The organism is Lactococcus protaetiae (assembly GCF_006965445.1).
GTDB lineage: Bacteria > Bacillota > Bacilli > Lactobacillales > Streptococcaceae > Lactococcus > Lactococcus protaetiae.
In genome coordinates, this window is sequence record NZ_CP041356.1 from 271834 (window position 1) to 286707 (window position 14874).

12 protein-coding genes and 2 pseudogenes are annotated in these 14874 nt (G+C 36.6%); 6 read left to right on the plus strand and 8 right to left on the minus strand.

Annotated features, from left to right (window positions below; genetic code table 11):
* Window positions 1–510: 510 nt before the first annotated feature.
* From FLP15_RS01305 to rlmH, 3 genes are all read right to left on the minus strand, one after another.
* On the minus strand, window positions 511–1260 hold the full coding sequence (locus FLP15_RS01305) for an ABC transporter permease (RefSeq protein WP_142765700.1): 750 nt from the start codon (window positions 1258–1260) through the stop codon (window positions 511–513).
* 8 nt (window positions 1261–1268) lie between these two features.
* On the minus strand, window positions 1269–2132 hold the full coding sequence (locus FLP15_RS01310) for an ABC transporter ATP-binding protein (protein WP_142765701.1): 864 nt from the start codon (window positions 2130–2132) through the stop codon (window positions 1269–1271).
* Window positions 2133–2221: 89 nt separating this feature from the next.
* Window positions 2222–2701 carry a 23S rRNA (pseudouridine(1915)-N(3))-methyltransferase RlmH gene (gene rlmH / locus FLP15_RS01315; RefSeq protein ID WP_142765702.1) on the minus strand — a complete coding sequence of 160 codons (480 nt, stop codon included), beginning with the start codon at window positions 2699–2701 and terminating at the stop codon, window positions 2222–2224.
* Between the two features lie 360 nt (window positions 2702–3061).
* Here rlmH and FLP15_RS01320 point away from each other — a divergent pair, with 360 nt between their 5' ends.
* The 6 genes and pseudogenes from FLP15_RS01320 to FLP15_RS01340 all read left to right on the plus strand — a co-directional run bounded on the left by FLP15_RS01320 (window position 3062) and on the right by FLP15_RS01340 (window position 8922).
* Window positions 3062–4285, plus strand: coding sequence for a S1C family serine protease (locus FLP15_RS01320; protein WP_142765703.1), 1224 nt, complete (start codon window positions 3062–3064; stop codon window positions 4283–4285).
* Between the two features lie 123 nt (window positions 4286–4408).
* Window positions 4409–5406: pseudogene (locus tag FLP15_RS01325) on the plus strand (LTA glycolipid anchor biosynthesis glycosyltransferase, IagA/BgsA family).
* Between the two features lie 562 nt (window positions 5407–5968).
* A complete protein-coding gene (locus tag FLP15_RS01330; protein WP_142765704.1) occupies window positions 5969–7309 on the plus strand; it encodes a glycosyltransferase family 4 protein in 1341 nt (446 codons plus the stop codon).
* A gap of 154 nt (window positions 7310–7463) precedes the next feature.
* A pseudogene (locus tag FLP15_RS01335) lies at window positions 7464–7687 on the plus strand (YkuJ family protein).
* Window positions 7688–7918: 231 nt separating this feature from the next.
* On the plus strand, window positions 7919–8236 hold the full coding sequence (locus tag FLP15_RS12905; RefSeq protein ID WP_223804676.1) for a hypothetical protein: 318 nt from the start codon (window positions 7919–7921) through the stop codon (window positions 8234–8236).
* 8 nt (window positions 8237–8244) lie between these two features.
* On the plus strand, window positions 8245–8922 hold the full coding sequence (locus tag FLP15_RS01340) for a hypothetical protein (protein ID WP_223804677.1): 678 nt from the start codon (window positions 8245–8247) through the stop codon (window positions 8920–8922).
* Window positions 8923–9136: 214 nt separating this feature from the next.
* On the opposite strand, the gene FLP15_RS01345 is transcribed toward FLP15_RS01340, so the two are convergent.
* The 5 genes from FLP15_RS01345 to FLP15_RS01360 all read right to left on the minus strand — a co-directional run bounded on the left by FLP15_RS01345 (window position 9137) and on the right by FLP15_RS01360 (window position 14873).
* Window positions 9137–9889, minus strand: coding sequence for a tRNA1(Val) (adenine(37)-N6)-methyltransferase (locus FLP15_RS01345; protein WP_142765705.1), 753 nt, complete (start codon window positions 9887–9889; stop codon window positions 9137–9139).
* 623 nt (window positions 9890–10512) lie between these two features.
* Window positions 10513–13146: a DNA polymerase I gene (gene polA / locus FLP15_RS01350; RefSeq protein ID WP_142765706.1), complete on the minus strand. Its 2634-nt coding sequence runs from the start codon at window positions 13144–13146 to the stop codon at window positions 10513–10515.
* Between the two features lie 54 nt (window positions 13147–13200).
* The gene (locus tag FLP15_RS12635) at window positions 13201–13368 is read right to left on the minus strand and encodes a hypothetical protein (protein ID WP_190288321.1); all 168 of its coding nucleotides are present in this window, start codon (window positions 13366–13368) and stop codon (window positions 13201–13203) included.
* Between the two features lie 373 nt (window positions 13369–13741).
* Window positions 13742–14464 (minus strand): 6-phosphogluconolactonase, encoded by a 723-nt coding sequence (locus FLP15_RS01355; protein ID WP_190288322.1) that lies wholly within the window; start codon window positions 14462–14464, stop codon window positions 13742–13744.
* Window positions 14445–14873 carry a PTS sugar transporter subunit IIA gene (locus FLP15_RS01360; RefSeq protein WP_142765708.1) on the minus strand — a complete coding sequence of 143 codons (429 nt, stop codon included), beginning with the start codon at window positions 14871–14873 and terminating at the stop codon, window positions 14445–14447. The genes FLP15_RS01355 and FLP15_RS01360 overlap by 20 nt, the downstream gene beginning before the upstream one ends.
* Window position 14874 lies beyond the last annotated feature (1 nt).

A 14874-nucleotide genomic window follows, 5' to 3' on the forward strand; every position in this document is an offset into this window, starting at 1 on the left:
TCTTTTTAATTTTTAACTTAGCAGCACTATCTCCACTTCGCTACGCTGTCCATTCGCTCTAAATCGCTAAAGCGATAAGGCGAAGTAGCAAGCTCTGTTTTCGTTCTACTGCCCTAGGATCTTAGCGCTTTAGCGCTTAGACTTCAGGGACAGGGTGACCTCATATCTTTGATGTTAAGCAGACTGTTGCAGCTTTAGCTGCGTACAGGTCGCTTAGTTGTTACACCTAGAGGTTGTGCCCTAACATTGGTGGGGAGAAAGAATCCCCCGCCAATGAAGTAATCACTTCAAACATTTAATTAAACACCACCAGCCCTCTTCCCCCATCTATAAATAGCTGAAATCAAAAATGAACTCGTGGCTAATTCTTTGCAAACTTCAACATCAAGGTGCAAAATCAGCACAATGATATTCCATTTTCATCAGCTAGAACGACGAACACTATATCACAGAAACTCCCAGAATCTTAAACTGGAATCAATCTAAATCAAGCCTAAAATCACTAAAATATCATAAATCTTGCTTTTTCAACATCAAAAATCCAGCAAAGCCAAAAATAATAATTTCAATGAGTGACACAGCAAAATCTAACCAATGATTTCCCAATAATCCGCTTGTCAAAGCACCCGAAACGCTCGCAATAGACAAACCAATCGAACTTACAACAACACCAAGTCCCAGACGAATTCCAAGAAAAACGAACACTCCCCAGAACTTCCCACGTGTCAAAATAACAACGAAATATAAAATAACCATCGTCGCAATGCTTGACACAAGTAGGTTTAACAAAAGCAGCCAACCTTGATTTGCTGTAAATCCATGAATCACTGTCTGTACGAAATCTATAAATTCCTGATGGAAAAAGCCAAGCAAGAGAACAACTGGGATCACCCCAATAGCAAAATATGCCAAAAGATTAGTCACAATTGTCGCAAGAAGTTTCACAAAATAATACCTACTCCGTTTAACACCACTAGCTACAACTAAACTCAATACTTTATTATTATAATCCGTACTCATCAAGTGCCACGGATAAATAATAGAAAAAGCAGCAAATGCAATAAATAAAGCAAATACTAAAGGACCTTCAAGAAAAATCAGAGGCGCTGTTTCATGACCAGATTTTGCCTGAAATATCATTGCAATCCCCAAAGATGCAGCAATTGCAAACGAAACCGTCAAAATACCAATCACAATCAGGTACGCTCGGTCTCGAAAATTCCGATACATTTCCATCTTAAAAATATTTGAAACTGTCATCACACTCCTCATTTCACAAATTCAACAAATTTTGAATCTTTTTTAATCTCATCAAAGATTAATCCCTTACCAACTGACTCTTGAAATACTTCTTGGAACTTTTCTACAGTTGCATCAAAACTTACCACTTGATGCTCTACCTGATAGACCAGACCGCGCGCTGACAGAATTTCTGTCAGCACCGACACATCGCTGACAACCACTCTGTAAGTCAATACTTGATTTTTATCATTCAAATCAAAGCTGTCAGTAAATTTCCCATCTGAAAGTCCATAAACAACATCACATAGCATCTCAATATCTTCTTGAACATGACTAGAAATTAAAATCAGTTTCCCTTCTTTTTTCAAGCTTAATAAAGTTTCACGAAACCATGCCACAGATGCCGCATCAATGCCACGGAAAGGTTCATCAAAAATCAAAATTTCTGCGTCATTCATCAAAGAAATTAGCAAAATCAGCTTTTTTCCCATCCCTAATGAGTAGCTTGACACCCTTTTACCTAAAGCATCATCAATACCCAATTTTGCCGCCAATTGCCGAACTTTTTCTTCATCAAAATTTCCACGTAAACCACCAAAGTATCTCAGATTAAACCATCCAGTATAAGATTTATAAAGTTCAATATCATCCAATAGAATTCCCACTTTTGCAAGTACTTCTGGATTAGCTTTAACATCTACGTCAGCAATTTTAACTGTCCCTTGATAATTTGTAATAATGTTCGTTAGCACTTTGAAAAATGTTGTTTTTCCAGCTCCATTTTTTCCAACAATCCCATAAACTTTTCCAGCTTCAAAAGTAACTGATAAATCTCTCAGCACTCTTCTATCACCATAAGCAAAAGTTATACGTTCTGCATCAATTCTCATCCATTCCTCCTTTGAGATGAGCTCTACTCTCCTAAAGTTTCAAAGCAAAGTAGTAAACTCTTTCCTTGCACACATTATAGCATAAGCTCTCACTTATGATAAGCCGAGCCACGATTAATCATCTGTGCTCGATAAATTTGCTCCACCAAAACTAGCCTCATCAATTGATGAGGTAGCGTCATACGACCAAAAGAAACCTGTGCATCGCAGCGTTGATAAACTGCATCAGATAAACCTAATGAACCCCCAATTACAAAAATCAGATGACGAGTACCATAAACCTCGTTCTGTTTTACCAAATCAGCAAGCTCTTCTGAAGTCATCAAATTACCACGTATAGCTAAAGCAATCAATTTATCACCATCTTGCAAACGAGATAAAATCTTTTCTCCTTCGCGATTTTTTACCGCCTCTTGTTCTTTTTCAGAAGCATGGTCTGGTATTTTTTCATCTGGTAACTCAATGACTTCTAACGGCAACATGGTGCTCATACGCTTAACGTATTCAGAAATCCCCTCCTTTAGATATTTTTCTTTTAATTTACCTACTACGATTAATTTTATCTTCATTTTCTACTTTCTTTTCTAAAATGTTAAGATATTTTCCCCAGATTTATCACCAAATTCATTATTAAAAAATCAAAAACAATGATAATTTCTTAAATCTGTCTTATAATTTTAACTTTTTCCCCTGATGAAAACAAGATGAAAACATGATTTATCAACATTTTTTACTTTTTTTCCACTTTTCTGTGGAAAAAACTCCAAAAATATCCACTTACTCACACATTTTTAAAGCTTTTCCACAACAATGTGGAAAAAATTCATTTTAGTTCCATTTTACCTACTATTAAGCTATTATTAAGTGTATACAGATATAATCACACTATAAAAAGATTATGAAAAAATATCACTCGAAAGGGATAATTTATGTCAAAAGGTAATTTCGGGAAAATGCTCTTGACTGGTGTCGTAGGTGGGGCCATCGCACTAGGCGGGAGTGCAATTTACCAAAACGCAACAAACAATAATACCGCTAGTACTAGTGGTTCCTCCGTTCCAGTCAAGACTGTAAAAGTTGATGTTAATACAGACACAACTGCTGCAATCAAAAAGGTTTCTAACGCAGTTGTTTCCGTCCTTAACTATCAAAATCAGAGTTCCAGTGACGATGTTTTCAACAGTATCTTCGGACAAAATAGTGGAAACAACCAAAGTTCAGCAACTTCTAGTTTAGCTAGTGAAGGTTCTGGAGTCATTTATAAAAAAGAGAACGGTAAAGCTTATATCGTTACTAACAATCACGTTGTAGAAGGTGCTAATAGCCTCGAAGTCCTGTTAGCTGGTGGTCAAAAAGTAAAAGCTACTCTAGTTGGCACAGATGCTTACACTGACCTTGCCGTACTTAAAATTGATGATAGTGACGTTAAAGAAGTAGCTACTTTCGCAGATTCTAGTAACTTAACAATTGGAGAACCTGCAATTGCAGTCGGCTCTCCTCTCGGTTCTGAGTTTGCTAATACCGCAACAGAAGGAATTGTTTCAGCCATTAATCGTCAAGTATCAATGCAGAATGATGAAGGACAAAATGTCAATGTCAATGCAATTCAAACTGATGCTGCCATCAATCCAGGAAATTCTGGAGGAGCATTAATTAATATTGAAGGACAAGTCATTGGTATTACACAGTCAAAACTGACAACTACCCAAGATGGCTCAACAAGCGTTGAAGGAATGGGATTTGCCATTCCATCCAATGATGTGGTTAACATTATTGCTAAACTTGAAAAAGACGGTAAAGTTATTCGTCCTGCATTAGGTATTACGATGGTTGATTTGTCACAATTCTCAACTGATGACCTCAATCAGCTCAAACTTCCTGATAGTGTAACTGGTGGTGTGGTTGTTCATACTGTTCAATCAGGTATGCCTGCTAGTACTGCTGGTCTAAAAGCTGGAGATGTCATCACAAAGATTGGTGATACAACAATTACCTCTTCAACAGATTTGCAAAGTGCTCTTTATAAATATAATATTGGAGATACTGTCGCTATTACCTATTACCGTGATGGTAAATCTCACACAGCCAATGTTAAACTCAATAAATCAACAAGTGACTTGCAACAATCAAGCTCATCAAGCCAAAACCCTTAAAATATAACCTCCAGTTTGGAGGTTTTTTTATTTCTAATGCACTCAGACTAAAGACTGAAATATGTCCTAAATGAAAATTCTCATGATTTTATTTAGCGATTTATGGTAAAATAAAAGACAAGCATGAAAATTTTACTTTACTTAGAGGCTGAAGAATTCCTGAGTCGCTCAGGAATTGGCCGCGCAATGAAACATCAACAACGTGCATTAGATTTAATGAATGTAGACTGGACTAAAAATTCTGATGAAGACTATGATATCTTACATCTCAATACCTACGGTCCCAAGAGCTGGAAAATGTTAAAAACCGCTAAAAAAGCTGGAAAAAAAGTTATTTTCCATGGTCATTCAACTAAAGAAGACTTTCAAAATTCATTCATTGGTTCAAATTTTATCGCACCATTCTTCAAGTTATATCTGATGAAATTCTACCGTGCAGCAGATTTAGTCATTACACCTACTGAATATTCTGCGAGTTTAATCCGCGGCTACGGAATAAAATGTCCCATTTTACCCATATCCAATGGAATTGATTTGGCAAAATATTCTCGTAATCCGGCTAAAGAACTTGCCTTTCGCAAACATTTTAACTTATCCGATGATCAAAAAGTTGTTATAACTGCCGCACTTTATTTTAAACGTAAGGGGATTGACGATTTTGTCAAAGTCGCCGAAAAAATGCCTGATGTGACTTTCATCTGGTTTGGCTATCAAAACCTTTGGACTGTTCCAGGTTGGGTACGTCGTATCGTAAAGAAGAATCATCCTAAAAACGTTCTTTTCCCTGGCTATATCAAAGGTGAAGTATTTGAAGGGCAATGACTTCAAGCGATGCTTTCTTCTTTCCCTCACGCGAGGAAACTGAAGGAATTGTTGTGCTTGAAGCTTTAGCTAGTCATCAAAAAGCCATTGTCAGAGATATTCCTGTTTATAAAGGTTGGTTGGACGAGTCCTCCGCAAGTCTTGCTAGTGATATTACTGGATTTGTTGATAAACTTCAAGAAGTGTTGGATGGTAGAGTCAATCGTACTGAAGCGGGTTATAAAGTCGCCAAAGAGCGAACGATTGAGAAAGTAGCGAAACAATTAGTGGCTGCCTATCAACAGGCATTGGACTTATAGTCTGGAAAGAGAAAAATTTCTTTCTCATCACAATCCGTCTATTTATCGAAGTAAGTGCGTGCTATCTCCGCCCTTCGGGCTACGCTGTCGATGCTCGCTAAGGCGCTGAAGCGTCCAGTCGCAATCGCAACACCCCTACCTCTTAGGTAGGGGATGAAGCAGCACTAACTTTGAATTTCGTCCGACTAAATTCAGTGGTGAGTTGAAACTCCCACTGAATAAGTCTTGACTTCATTTACAGTTCGTACAGAGATGAGCCATTCTAAAAAGAGCGTCAAAGCGCAGTTGTTTTAAACGGTCACCGTTCGTTACACATCACAGGTAAGGACCCATTCGCTCTATCTCCGCTTTGCTACGTCGTCGATTTCACTAAGCCACTAAAGTGGCAAGTTCAAATCGCAATCTGTTCAAAGCAGCAAAGCGAAGTGGTTCACTACGCTGTCCGTTTTCTATAGCCACTTAAGTGGCTGATAAAAAGGCACACTAATTGCAGAATGACTAATAAAATGAGTAATATCATTTTAAAGTAGTTCTAATATATAATTAAAAACGAGAAAAATTTATGAGAGTTGGACTTTTTACAGACAGCTATTTTCCACAAATTAGTGGTGTGGCTACAAGTATTCAAACCCTAGCTGTAGAGCTTGAAAAACTGGGACATGAGGTATTTATTTTTACAACTACTGACCCAAATGCAGATGTCGACCACGAAAAAAATATCATTCGCCTGCAATCTATTCCTTTTGTCAGTTTAGCAGAACGTAAGATTGTATTAAAAGGGGTTTTTGCAGCCTATCAAATCGCTAAAGAATATGATCTTGATATTATTCATACACAGACTGAGTTTGGTATGGGAATTTTAGGTAAAATGGTTGCCGTGCAACTTCGCATTCCTGTTATTCACACACTGCATACAAAATACGAAGACTATGTTTACTATATTGCTAAAGGTCGCCTGATTCGTCCAAGCATGGTGAAATATATTATTCGTAACTTTTTACGTGGAACGGAAGCAATTATTTGCCCAAGTGAAATGGTATTGGAAACAGTTAATGGCTATGGCGTGACACTTCCTAAACGTGTAATTCCGACTGGAATCGAAATCGAACGTTTCAAACGTGAAGATATTACAGCTGAGGACACTTTAAAATTACGAGATAAATTAGGTATAAAAAAAGACGAGATAATGCTACTTAGCTTGTCAAGAATTGCAGCAGAAAAAAATATTCAAGCCGTCATTCATGCACTTCCTGATATTTTAACAGAGTTTCCCGTGAAACTTGTTATTGTAGGGCATGGACCTTATGCTGATACATTAAAAGCTTTAGTTTCCGATTTAAATCTTGATGATATTGTGATTTTTACTGGACGTGTAGAAAATGAACAAACAGCTTACTATTACAAAGCTGCTGATTTTTTCATTTCTGCCTCAACCTCCGAAACTCAGGGTCTAACTTACTTAGAGGCATTAGCTGCAGGTACACGTGTGATAGCTGCAAAAAATCCTTATTTAAATACCCTGATTAATGATGTAGAATTTGGACGACTATTTGATGGAGAGAACGATATTGCAGAACAAACCTGTGAAGCTATCGCTCACAAACATCCCATTGATAAGTTCAAATTTGAGAAAAAATTATATGAAATCTCTGCTGAACATTTTGCTAAACAAGTCTATCTCTTTTACTTAGACACAATCATTGAGTATGACACTCTTAAGAGCATTGAATCTGACCGCCTTCCGATGAAGATAGAAGATGCTATCCGCCAGATGCCTTTAACCGTAAAACACTCTATCAAACGTGAACAAATTCGTGCAAAATATTTTGCTAGAAAAGCCAGCAAATTGGCGAAAAATCTGCAAAGTTATGTTAAAATAGATAAGGACAAAGAGCAGGATTAAATCGCTCTAGAGAATTAAGCTCAGCTTAGACATAGAGAGAGTTTAATTTTTCACTCTATTTGAAAACTGTTCATTGAATGGGACTATAACCCAAGAAAGAATTTGATATAAATCAGGGTTTTGCCATGCAAAACGTCGAAAGGAATATTTAAAAATGAAATCACATTTATTAGCAATTATGAATCGTTTGAATCGCTTAGTTGAAAGCGGAGACCCAAAAGAAACTTATAACTTTGAACGCGAGGGTGTTGTTATGGCAACTGTTAGTTATAACCCGAAGAACAGGCTTTCTCTATTCGCTATCCTAAACAAAAAGATGCTTCTTTGTTTGACGATATTGACCTTGTTGCTATTGAAATCTATGATATGATTTACTAATATTTTCTTTTAGGTGCTGTTTTATCTTGTAAAGTAAAATACTTTTAGAGGTGAATAGCTGTAAATCTGCCCCTCTCTCACACAGTATTGACAAAAAGAAATTAAAAAAACTACAGCAAAGCAGTAGTTTTTTTGTAGCTGTTTTTTCGTCATTTTCGTAATTATTGTTTTTCTTTTGAAATCTTTGACATTTTTATATTTTGTAGTATAATGATTTCGAAGGAGAAATTTATGAAGAAGAAAAAATTGTTTACTGTTGGAGTTGTTGCGCTTGCCGCTCTTACTTTATCAGCTTGCTCAGCCAAAAATTCTGATGCAGCTAAAAAAGCTTTCATTTCTGATGCAACAACACTGAATAATTCAAAAGTTTATAATTCTCAAGAGTTAAATGTCAAAGTTGATAAATTCAAAGCAACTGGTGACAATGCTGACTCAATGAATAAATACCTTAATGGTGCTACTTTTGATATTAACGTTGGTCTTGACAGCGATAATCAACTTGCAAGTCTCGGGGTAAGATTAAAGTTGATAACAAAGCCTATAACTTAAATATGTTAATGTCTGAAAAAGGACTTTATCTCAATAGTGCTGATATCAAGACACTCTACAATGACAATAAAGGTTTAATTCCTAAATCTGATGAACAGGTCACAATGGTTTACGGAGCAATGGTTGATAGCCTAACAAAACCTTACTTTTTCCTTGATGCTAATACTTTAAACTCTGCAAACAGTTCTTCTAGTGAAAATTGGGATTCAACTTTTAAAGATATGTTTAAACAAACTCAAACAATCAAAAAATCTGATTTGGAAAAAGCTTTCAAAGATGTACCGAATTCTGATTTTACCAAAAATGGTGATAAAACTACTTTGAAGATTTCTGGAAAAAACGGTGATTTTAAAGACCTTATCAAAGGATTTACTTCAGTTAATCCGTCTATTCCAAAAGACCAGCTTGACTCTATTCTCAAAGAAAGTAAAGATGTCAACTTCGATAATCTTTCAATGACAATGGTGATTGATGGTAAAGCCCATACTATTGATGCCAGCTTTACTGGTAAGGTTTCTGATACTAAAGAAAAATCTACCATTGATTTCAAACTTTCGCTCGCTTCTAAGAGAAATAAACTCAAAGAAGCTCTAAAAGAACCTAGCACCTCTGATGCTGAAACAATGGCAGAATTACAAGCAGCCGCTATTGACAAACTTCAAGCTCAATTTAGCACTGCTCAATAATCGTCTTTATCGTCAGTTGCAGTCTAAAAGGGCGGAGATATATACACTTACTTTGATAAAAAACTCGGAAAAATTCCGAGCTTTTTATTTTATCAAAACAAGTGCTGCTTTGAATTTCGTCCGACTAAATTTAGTGGCGAGTTGAAACTCCCACTGAATAAGTCTTGACTTCATTGATAAACTTATTCACTTATGGACTTAATAATACTATTTTTCAATGCTTACCGTAATAAATTTCATCTATTTCTTTGGTATAGGACCCGTCTTCATTGTGGATGACGAGTGGAGGTAGAAAAATTTCTCCACCTGCCCTTCCATCTTTAATCGCATCAATCAGCAAGATGTTTGCTGGCTGATTTGCCTTAGGATAGACAAACTGAATCCATTTAGGTTGCAAATTATTAGCACGCATTTTATCAACAATTTCAAGAAAACGCTCTGGACGATGTACCATTGCAATGTGTCCATTGGATTTTAGCAATTTTTTTGCTGTATCAAAAATTTCATCTAGGTTTGTTGTTAACTCATGACGCGCCAATGTGTAATGATGACTTTCATTGATGTGACTATCTTCCGAATCTATTTTGAAATAGGGCGGGTTACAAAAAATTAAATCTGTACTTGATGTGTTCAAATATTTAGTCGTATTATTTAAGTTGTCGGTAATGACAGACATTCTGGAAGTCAAATCATTGAGTTCAATTGAACGCTGTGCCATATCAGCCAAACGCTCCTGTATTTCTACCTCAATAATATTTGCTTTAGTTCTACTGCTCGCAAAAAGACCAACGGCACCGTTCCCCGCACACATGTCAACAATTTGCCCCCGACTTGGAAGACGTGGAAAACGTGCAAGCAAAATAGCATCAATACTAAAAGAAAAAACCTCTCGGCTTTGGATAATTTTTACACCACTGCTTGCAATCTCATCAACTCGTTCATTTTCTTTCAATTCGACATTTCTCATACTAACATTATAGCACAAGATGCTTTTTTGCTTGTTCAAAAGCAATAAATAATGATTCTTAATCTTCCTTGAAAAACTGAAATTTTTATATTTCTTTCATTTCCGTCAGTACTGACAAAATTTATCATACAAAAAATTGGCAAGAGTCAAGGCTCTTACCAATTTTTACATTCTGTCAGTATACTGACAGTGTTTTATCAAAACAAGTGTGCGCTTAATAAGGTGAAATGATTCGCTAAGATGCTGAAGTGTCCAGCTGCAATGACTTTGCTCGACTGCTCCGCTCCTTAGGCAGTTAGGTTGCGCCTTAAATTCAGTGACTAATTGACCTTTTGTCAGTCACAGCGCCATTTGCGCTTACCATTTCGTCTTGCCAGCTTTGCTTTGCTGGATTGCGATTTGAACTTCCGACTTTATAGGATAGCCGTTTGCGCTAAAGCAGCAACGAAGTTGCGGAGATAGTGAAATCGGAAGCGGAGCAAAGCGGAGACAGAACAAATGGATAGCGGAGCGAAGCGAAGATGCGGACTTTGCCTGTTAAGAAAACGGATAGCGAAGATAGTAACTAGAAAAAATGAACAGATGTTTTACGAAGCTCTCATTGAATAAGCCTTGACTTGACTTCACTTAGCTTCATACCATGTTTTACCAGCATTTTCATCTACTTTTAGTGGAACTGCAAGTTCTATCGCATCTTCCATCGTCTTTTTGACTAACTTTCTGATTTCTCCAAGTTCTTCCTGAGGTACATCTAAGATGATTTCATCATGTACTTGTAGAAGTAATTTTGCTTGCGAATGAGATTCTATTAGTGCTTTGTCCAAATTAATCATCGCAATTTTCAAAATGTCCGCAGCCGAACCTTGAATTGGCGAGTTGATTGCAGTTCGCTCAGCAAAACCACGAACATTGAAATTTCTCGCATTAATATCTGGAATTTTACGACGCCTGTGACTCATTGTTTCGACAAAACCCTTGTCTCGTGCTTCGCGAACAATATCTTCCATATACTTCTTAATTCCTGGATAGCGTTCAAAATAAGTATCAATGTAGTTTTTAGCAGATTTTCGGGTAATTCCTAGATTTCGTGCTAAACCAAAATCAGAAATCCCATAGACTACTCCAAAATTAACCGCTTTTGCATTTCTACGGTCATTTGGTGTCACATCTTCTGCCCGCTCAATCCCAAATACCCGCATTGCCGTTGAAGTATGGATATCAGCACCATGATTAAAGGCATCAATCAAATGCTCATCACCAGAAATATGCGCCAATACTCGCAACTCAATTTGCGAATAGTCCGAACTCAAAAGCACTGCACCTTTGCTTGGTACAAACGCCCGACGAATCTTTCGCCCCTCTTCAAGACGCACTGGAATATTTTGTAAATTAGGGTCAACCGAAGATAAACGTCCAGTCTGCGTCAAATCTTGCACATAGCGCGTATGGATTTTTCCATCTTCTGCAATCTGAGGAATCAAGCCCTTCACATAAGTGGATTGAACCTTATTAATTTGACGGTACTCAAGAATCTTTGCCACTACAGGCGATAATGGTGCCAAATCTTCTAAAACATCAACCGCAGTAGAATAGCCTGTTTTTGTTTTTTTACCAGCAGGTAATTGCAGCTTCTCAAACAAAATCACACCAAGCTGTTTTGGCGAATTAATATTAAATTCTTCTCCAGCCAATTCATAAATTTCTTTTGTCAGTAATGACAACTTTTCCTCGTTTTCATTACCAATTTCCTCAAGTGTATCATTACTGACAGAGATTCCTGTAATTTCCATTTTTGCAAGCACTTCTGCTAATGGTAGTTCCATTTCTGTCAGTAATGACAATTGTTCATTTTCTTCAAGTTCTGACAACATTTTCGACTTTGCATTGACCAACACTCTGATTTTTCGAGCCAAATGTTCAAACAACACTTCATCATCGGGAACAGCAAGTTTCGTCCCCTTACCAAAAATTTCCTCATCTAAAGCAACTTGCCCAACATCAAATAGACGCGCAATAGTGGAAATTTTATTATCCTCAGTTGTCGAAATCAGGTATTTCGCAAGCATCGCATCAAATTTAGAAACTGGAAGTTCGCGCCCCAGATGATGTAACAATACTCGATTTTTCTTGAAATCATAGGTATTTTCAGGTAATTCCATTTCTGTCAGTACTGACAGATTCTTAGAAACATAGATTTTTTCAGCATTTCCCCATGCAAATGCGACAATTTTTTCCCGATGATAATTCTCGCCCAAAGTTTCCAAATAAAAGAAATCATCTTTACTGACAGAAAAATCAGAAGCACTGTCAGTAACTACTTCAAAAACAATTTCATCTTTAGTAGTTTCTGTCAGCTCTGACAGCCCACCATCAGACAATAATTTGTTCTTAAATTGAGCAAAACCCATCTCATCATAAAAAATACTAAGTGCTGAAATATTTTTAGATTGGATTCGAGTATCTTCCAAGCCAATTTCTATTGGCGCATTTGTATTGATCGTGGCAAGCTTTTGTGACAGATAAGCCATCTCCTTGTCAGCAACCAAATTCTCCTTCATCTTGCTTGCCTTGAGCGAATCTATATTTGCATATAAATTATCAAGCGATTCCCACTCTTGCAGCAGCTTCAATGCCGTTTTTTCACCAATTTTAGTCACTCCAGGATAATTATCTGACGAATCTCCCATCAATGCTTTTAGGTCAATGAATTGCGTTGGAGTAAGTCCCATTTTCTCATTCAAGTACTCAGGAGTAAATTCTTCAAACTCCGCCACACCTTTTTTAGAGATTTCTACTCGGGTATTCCAGTCTGTCAACTGAATCATATCCTTATCACCAGTAACAATGGTGACATCAAAATCCACATCTGGTGCCTCAGCCATTTTATCCAAGGTTCCAATAATATCATCAGCTTCGTAATTCACCAATTCATAATGACGAATCCCCAGTTTCTCAATCATTTCCTTGATAAATGGTAACTGCTCACGAAATTCATCTGGAGTTTTAGAACGTCCTCCCTTATATTCCGCAAACATTTCCGTCCGAAAAGTTGTTTTCCCAGCATCAAAAGCAATCAACACATGTGTCGGTTGAATACGTTCCATCAAAGACGACAACATCGTGTGAAAAGCAAAAATTGCATTTGTATGCAAACCATTTGGAGCCACAAACCGGTCCAACTGATTATACAACGCAAAGAAAGCCCTAAAAGCAATAGAAGAACCATCAATCAACAAAAGTCTATTCTTATTTTCCATAGTATCATTATAACCTAAAACACCACAATATCATCCATAAAAAATCACTCTCTCCTAAACATAATGATTTATTTTGGATTCTCCTGCAAAAAGACCTAAATAAGCATGAAATTCCCACATCTCAGTGAATTTTCCTACCCTAACATCAGTTGAAAATATAAAAAAACCAACAATGATGCTGGCTTTTTTAACTATCTCAAATTTATATTCTATAACACTCATTGAAAACCTAATATTGTCTACTTTACAAAAATCTTTCAGAAATAAACATTTACGTATACGTCAGATAGTATCTTTCCAGTTCAGCTAAGCTAAACAATAAAATCGTTTAGAGGTAAACTAGTGCAGAAAAAACATCTAAATAAAAAACTAACTTGAGTGAGGCGAAACAGTGATTTATTAGATTACGAAACAAAATTTTAAAAATGAAGATTTCTTTGATTTACTCCAACATAGAGTCTATTTTAGCCATAAACTTAACCATTTGAAGAGCTCAAATAATTACTATCACAAATAATGAGTGACCACTATACTATCAAGTAAATCATTCAAAAAATATATCTTTCTTTTTTATATTTTCAATCAAAGACTCTCCTCATAACTTTGCGCCTGCTGCCTCATCAATGAAGAAAAATGACTCATGTTCGGATTGTTTAAACATTGAAGCGGGCAAACTATTGTTTGGTTCAGAGTTGACGATTTCTTTGACAATTTTAGCTTTTCTTTCACCAGTTGCCATTAAAATGATTTTTTGAGCAGATAAAAGTTGCGAAAAACCTAGAGTAATTCCTTGTTGTAGATTAATTTCTTGGTCAAAATATTTTGCCATAACTTTTTTTGTCATATCAGAAAGTTCAACAACATGTGCCTTTTCATCAGGATTAAATCCTGGTTCATTAAGCCCAATATGACCATTCATTCCGATACCCAATAACACAAAATCAATGCCAAGCTCCTCAACAATCTGATTAATGTTTTTGATATCCACATCCAGATTTTTTGATAAGCCATCAAAAATATTAATTTGGTCAGTGCGAAATTTCATCGGGCTGAAGAAATCATCATAGAGCATTTGTGAGCACGAACCAACTGTTCCGCGTCCAACTCCAATCCATTCGTCCAAACCTAAAAGACGTACCCGTGAAAAATCTATTTCTCCATTTTTACGTACTTCAAACAGTTTATCCATCACTGGTCTGGGAGTTTCCCCGCACGCAAAGCAGAGCACTGCATCTGGTTTCTTTGAAATAATATCACTAACAATCTTTACTATTTGTTCAACTAATTCATCTTGTGAATCAAATTTTTTTAGTTCCATTAAATCCCTCATCCTCTGGAATTTCGACATATTTTTTTGCTGTAAATTCTTGAATAGCACTATGGCTTGATTCTATAAATAATTGTGCAAGTTCATGCGCATCCTCAAAGTTAGGAATATCATTTTGCAAAGCTACTTCAAGTAGCGCCCCAATATTGCAACCAGCGACCACAGCTACATTTTTATATTGTGAGGCAATCAAGACAGCTTGCTTATAAGGTGTTCCACCTACCAAATCACAGAAAAATACTAAATCATCCATCTTTGGAAATTGTTGTTCCAAATCAGACTCACTCATCTCTGCTGTAAAATCAATGAATTCGACACCTGAAAGTGTTCCTGCCAAGAGTTGCACAGTAGATTGTAATCCTGTCGCATAGTGACCGTGACCCGTTATAATAAGTTGCATT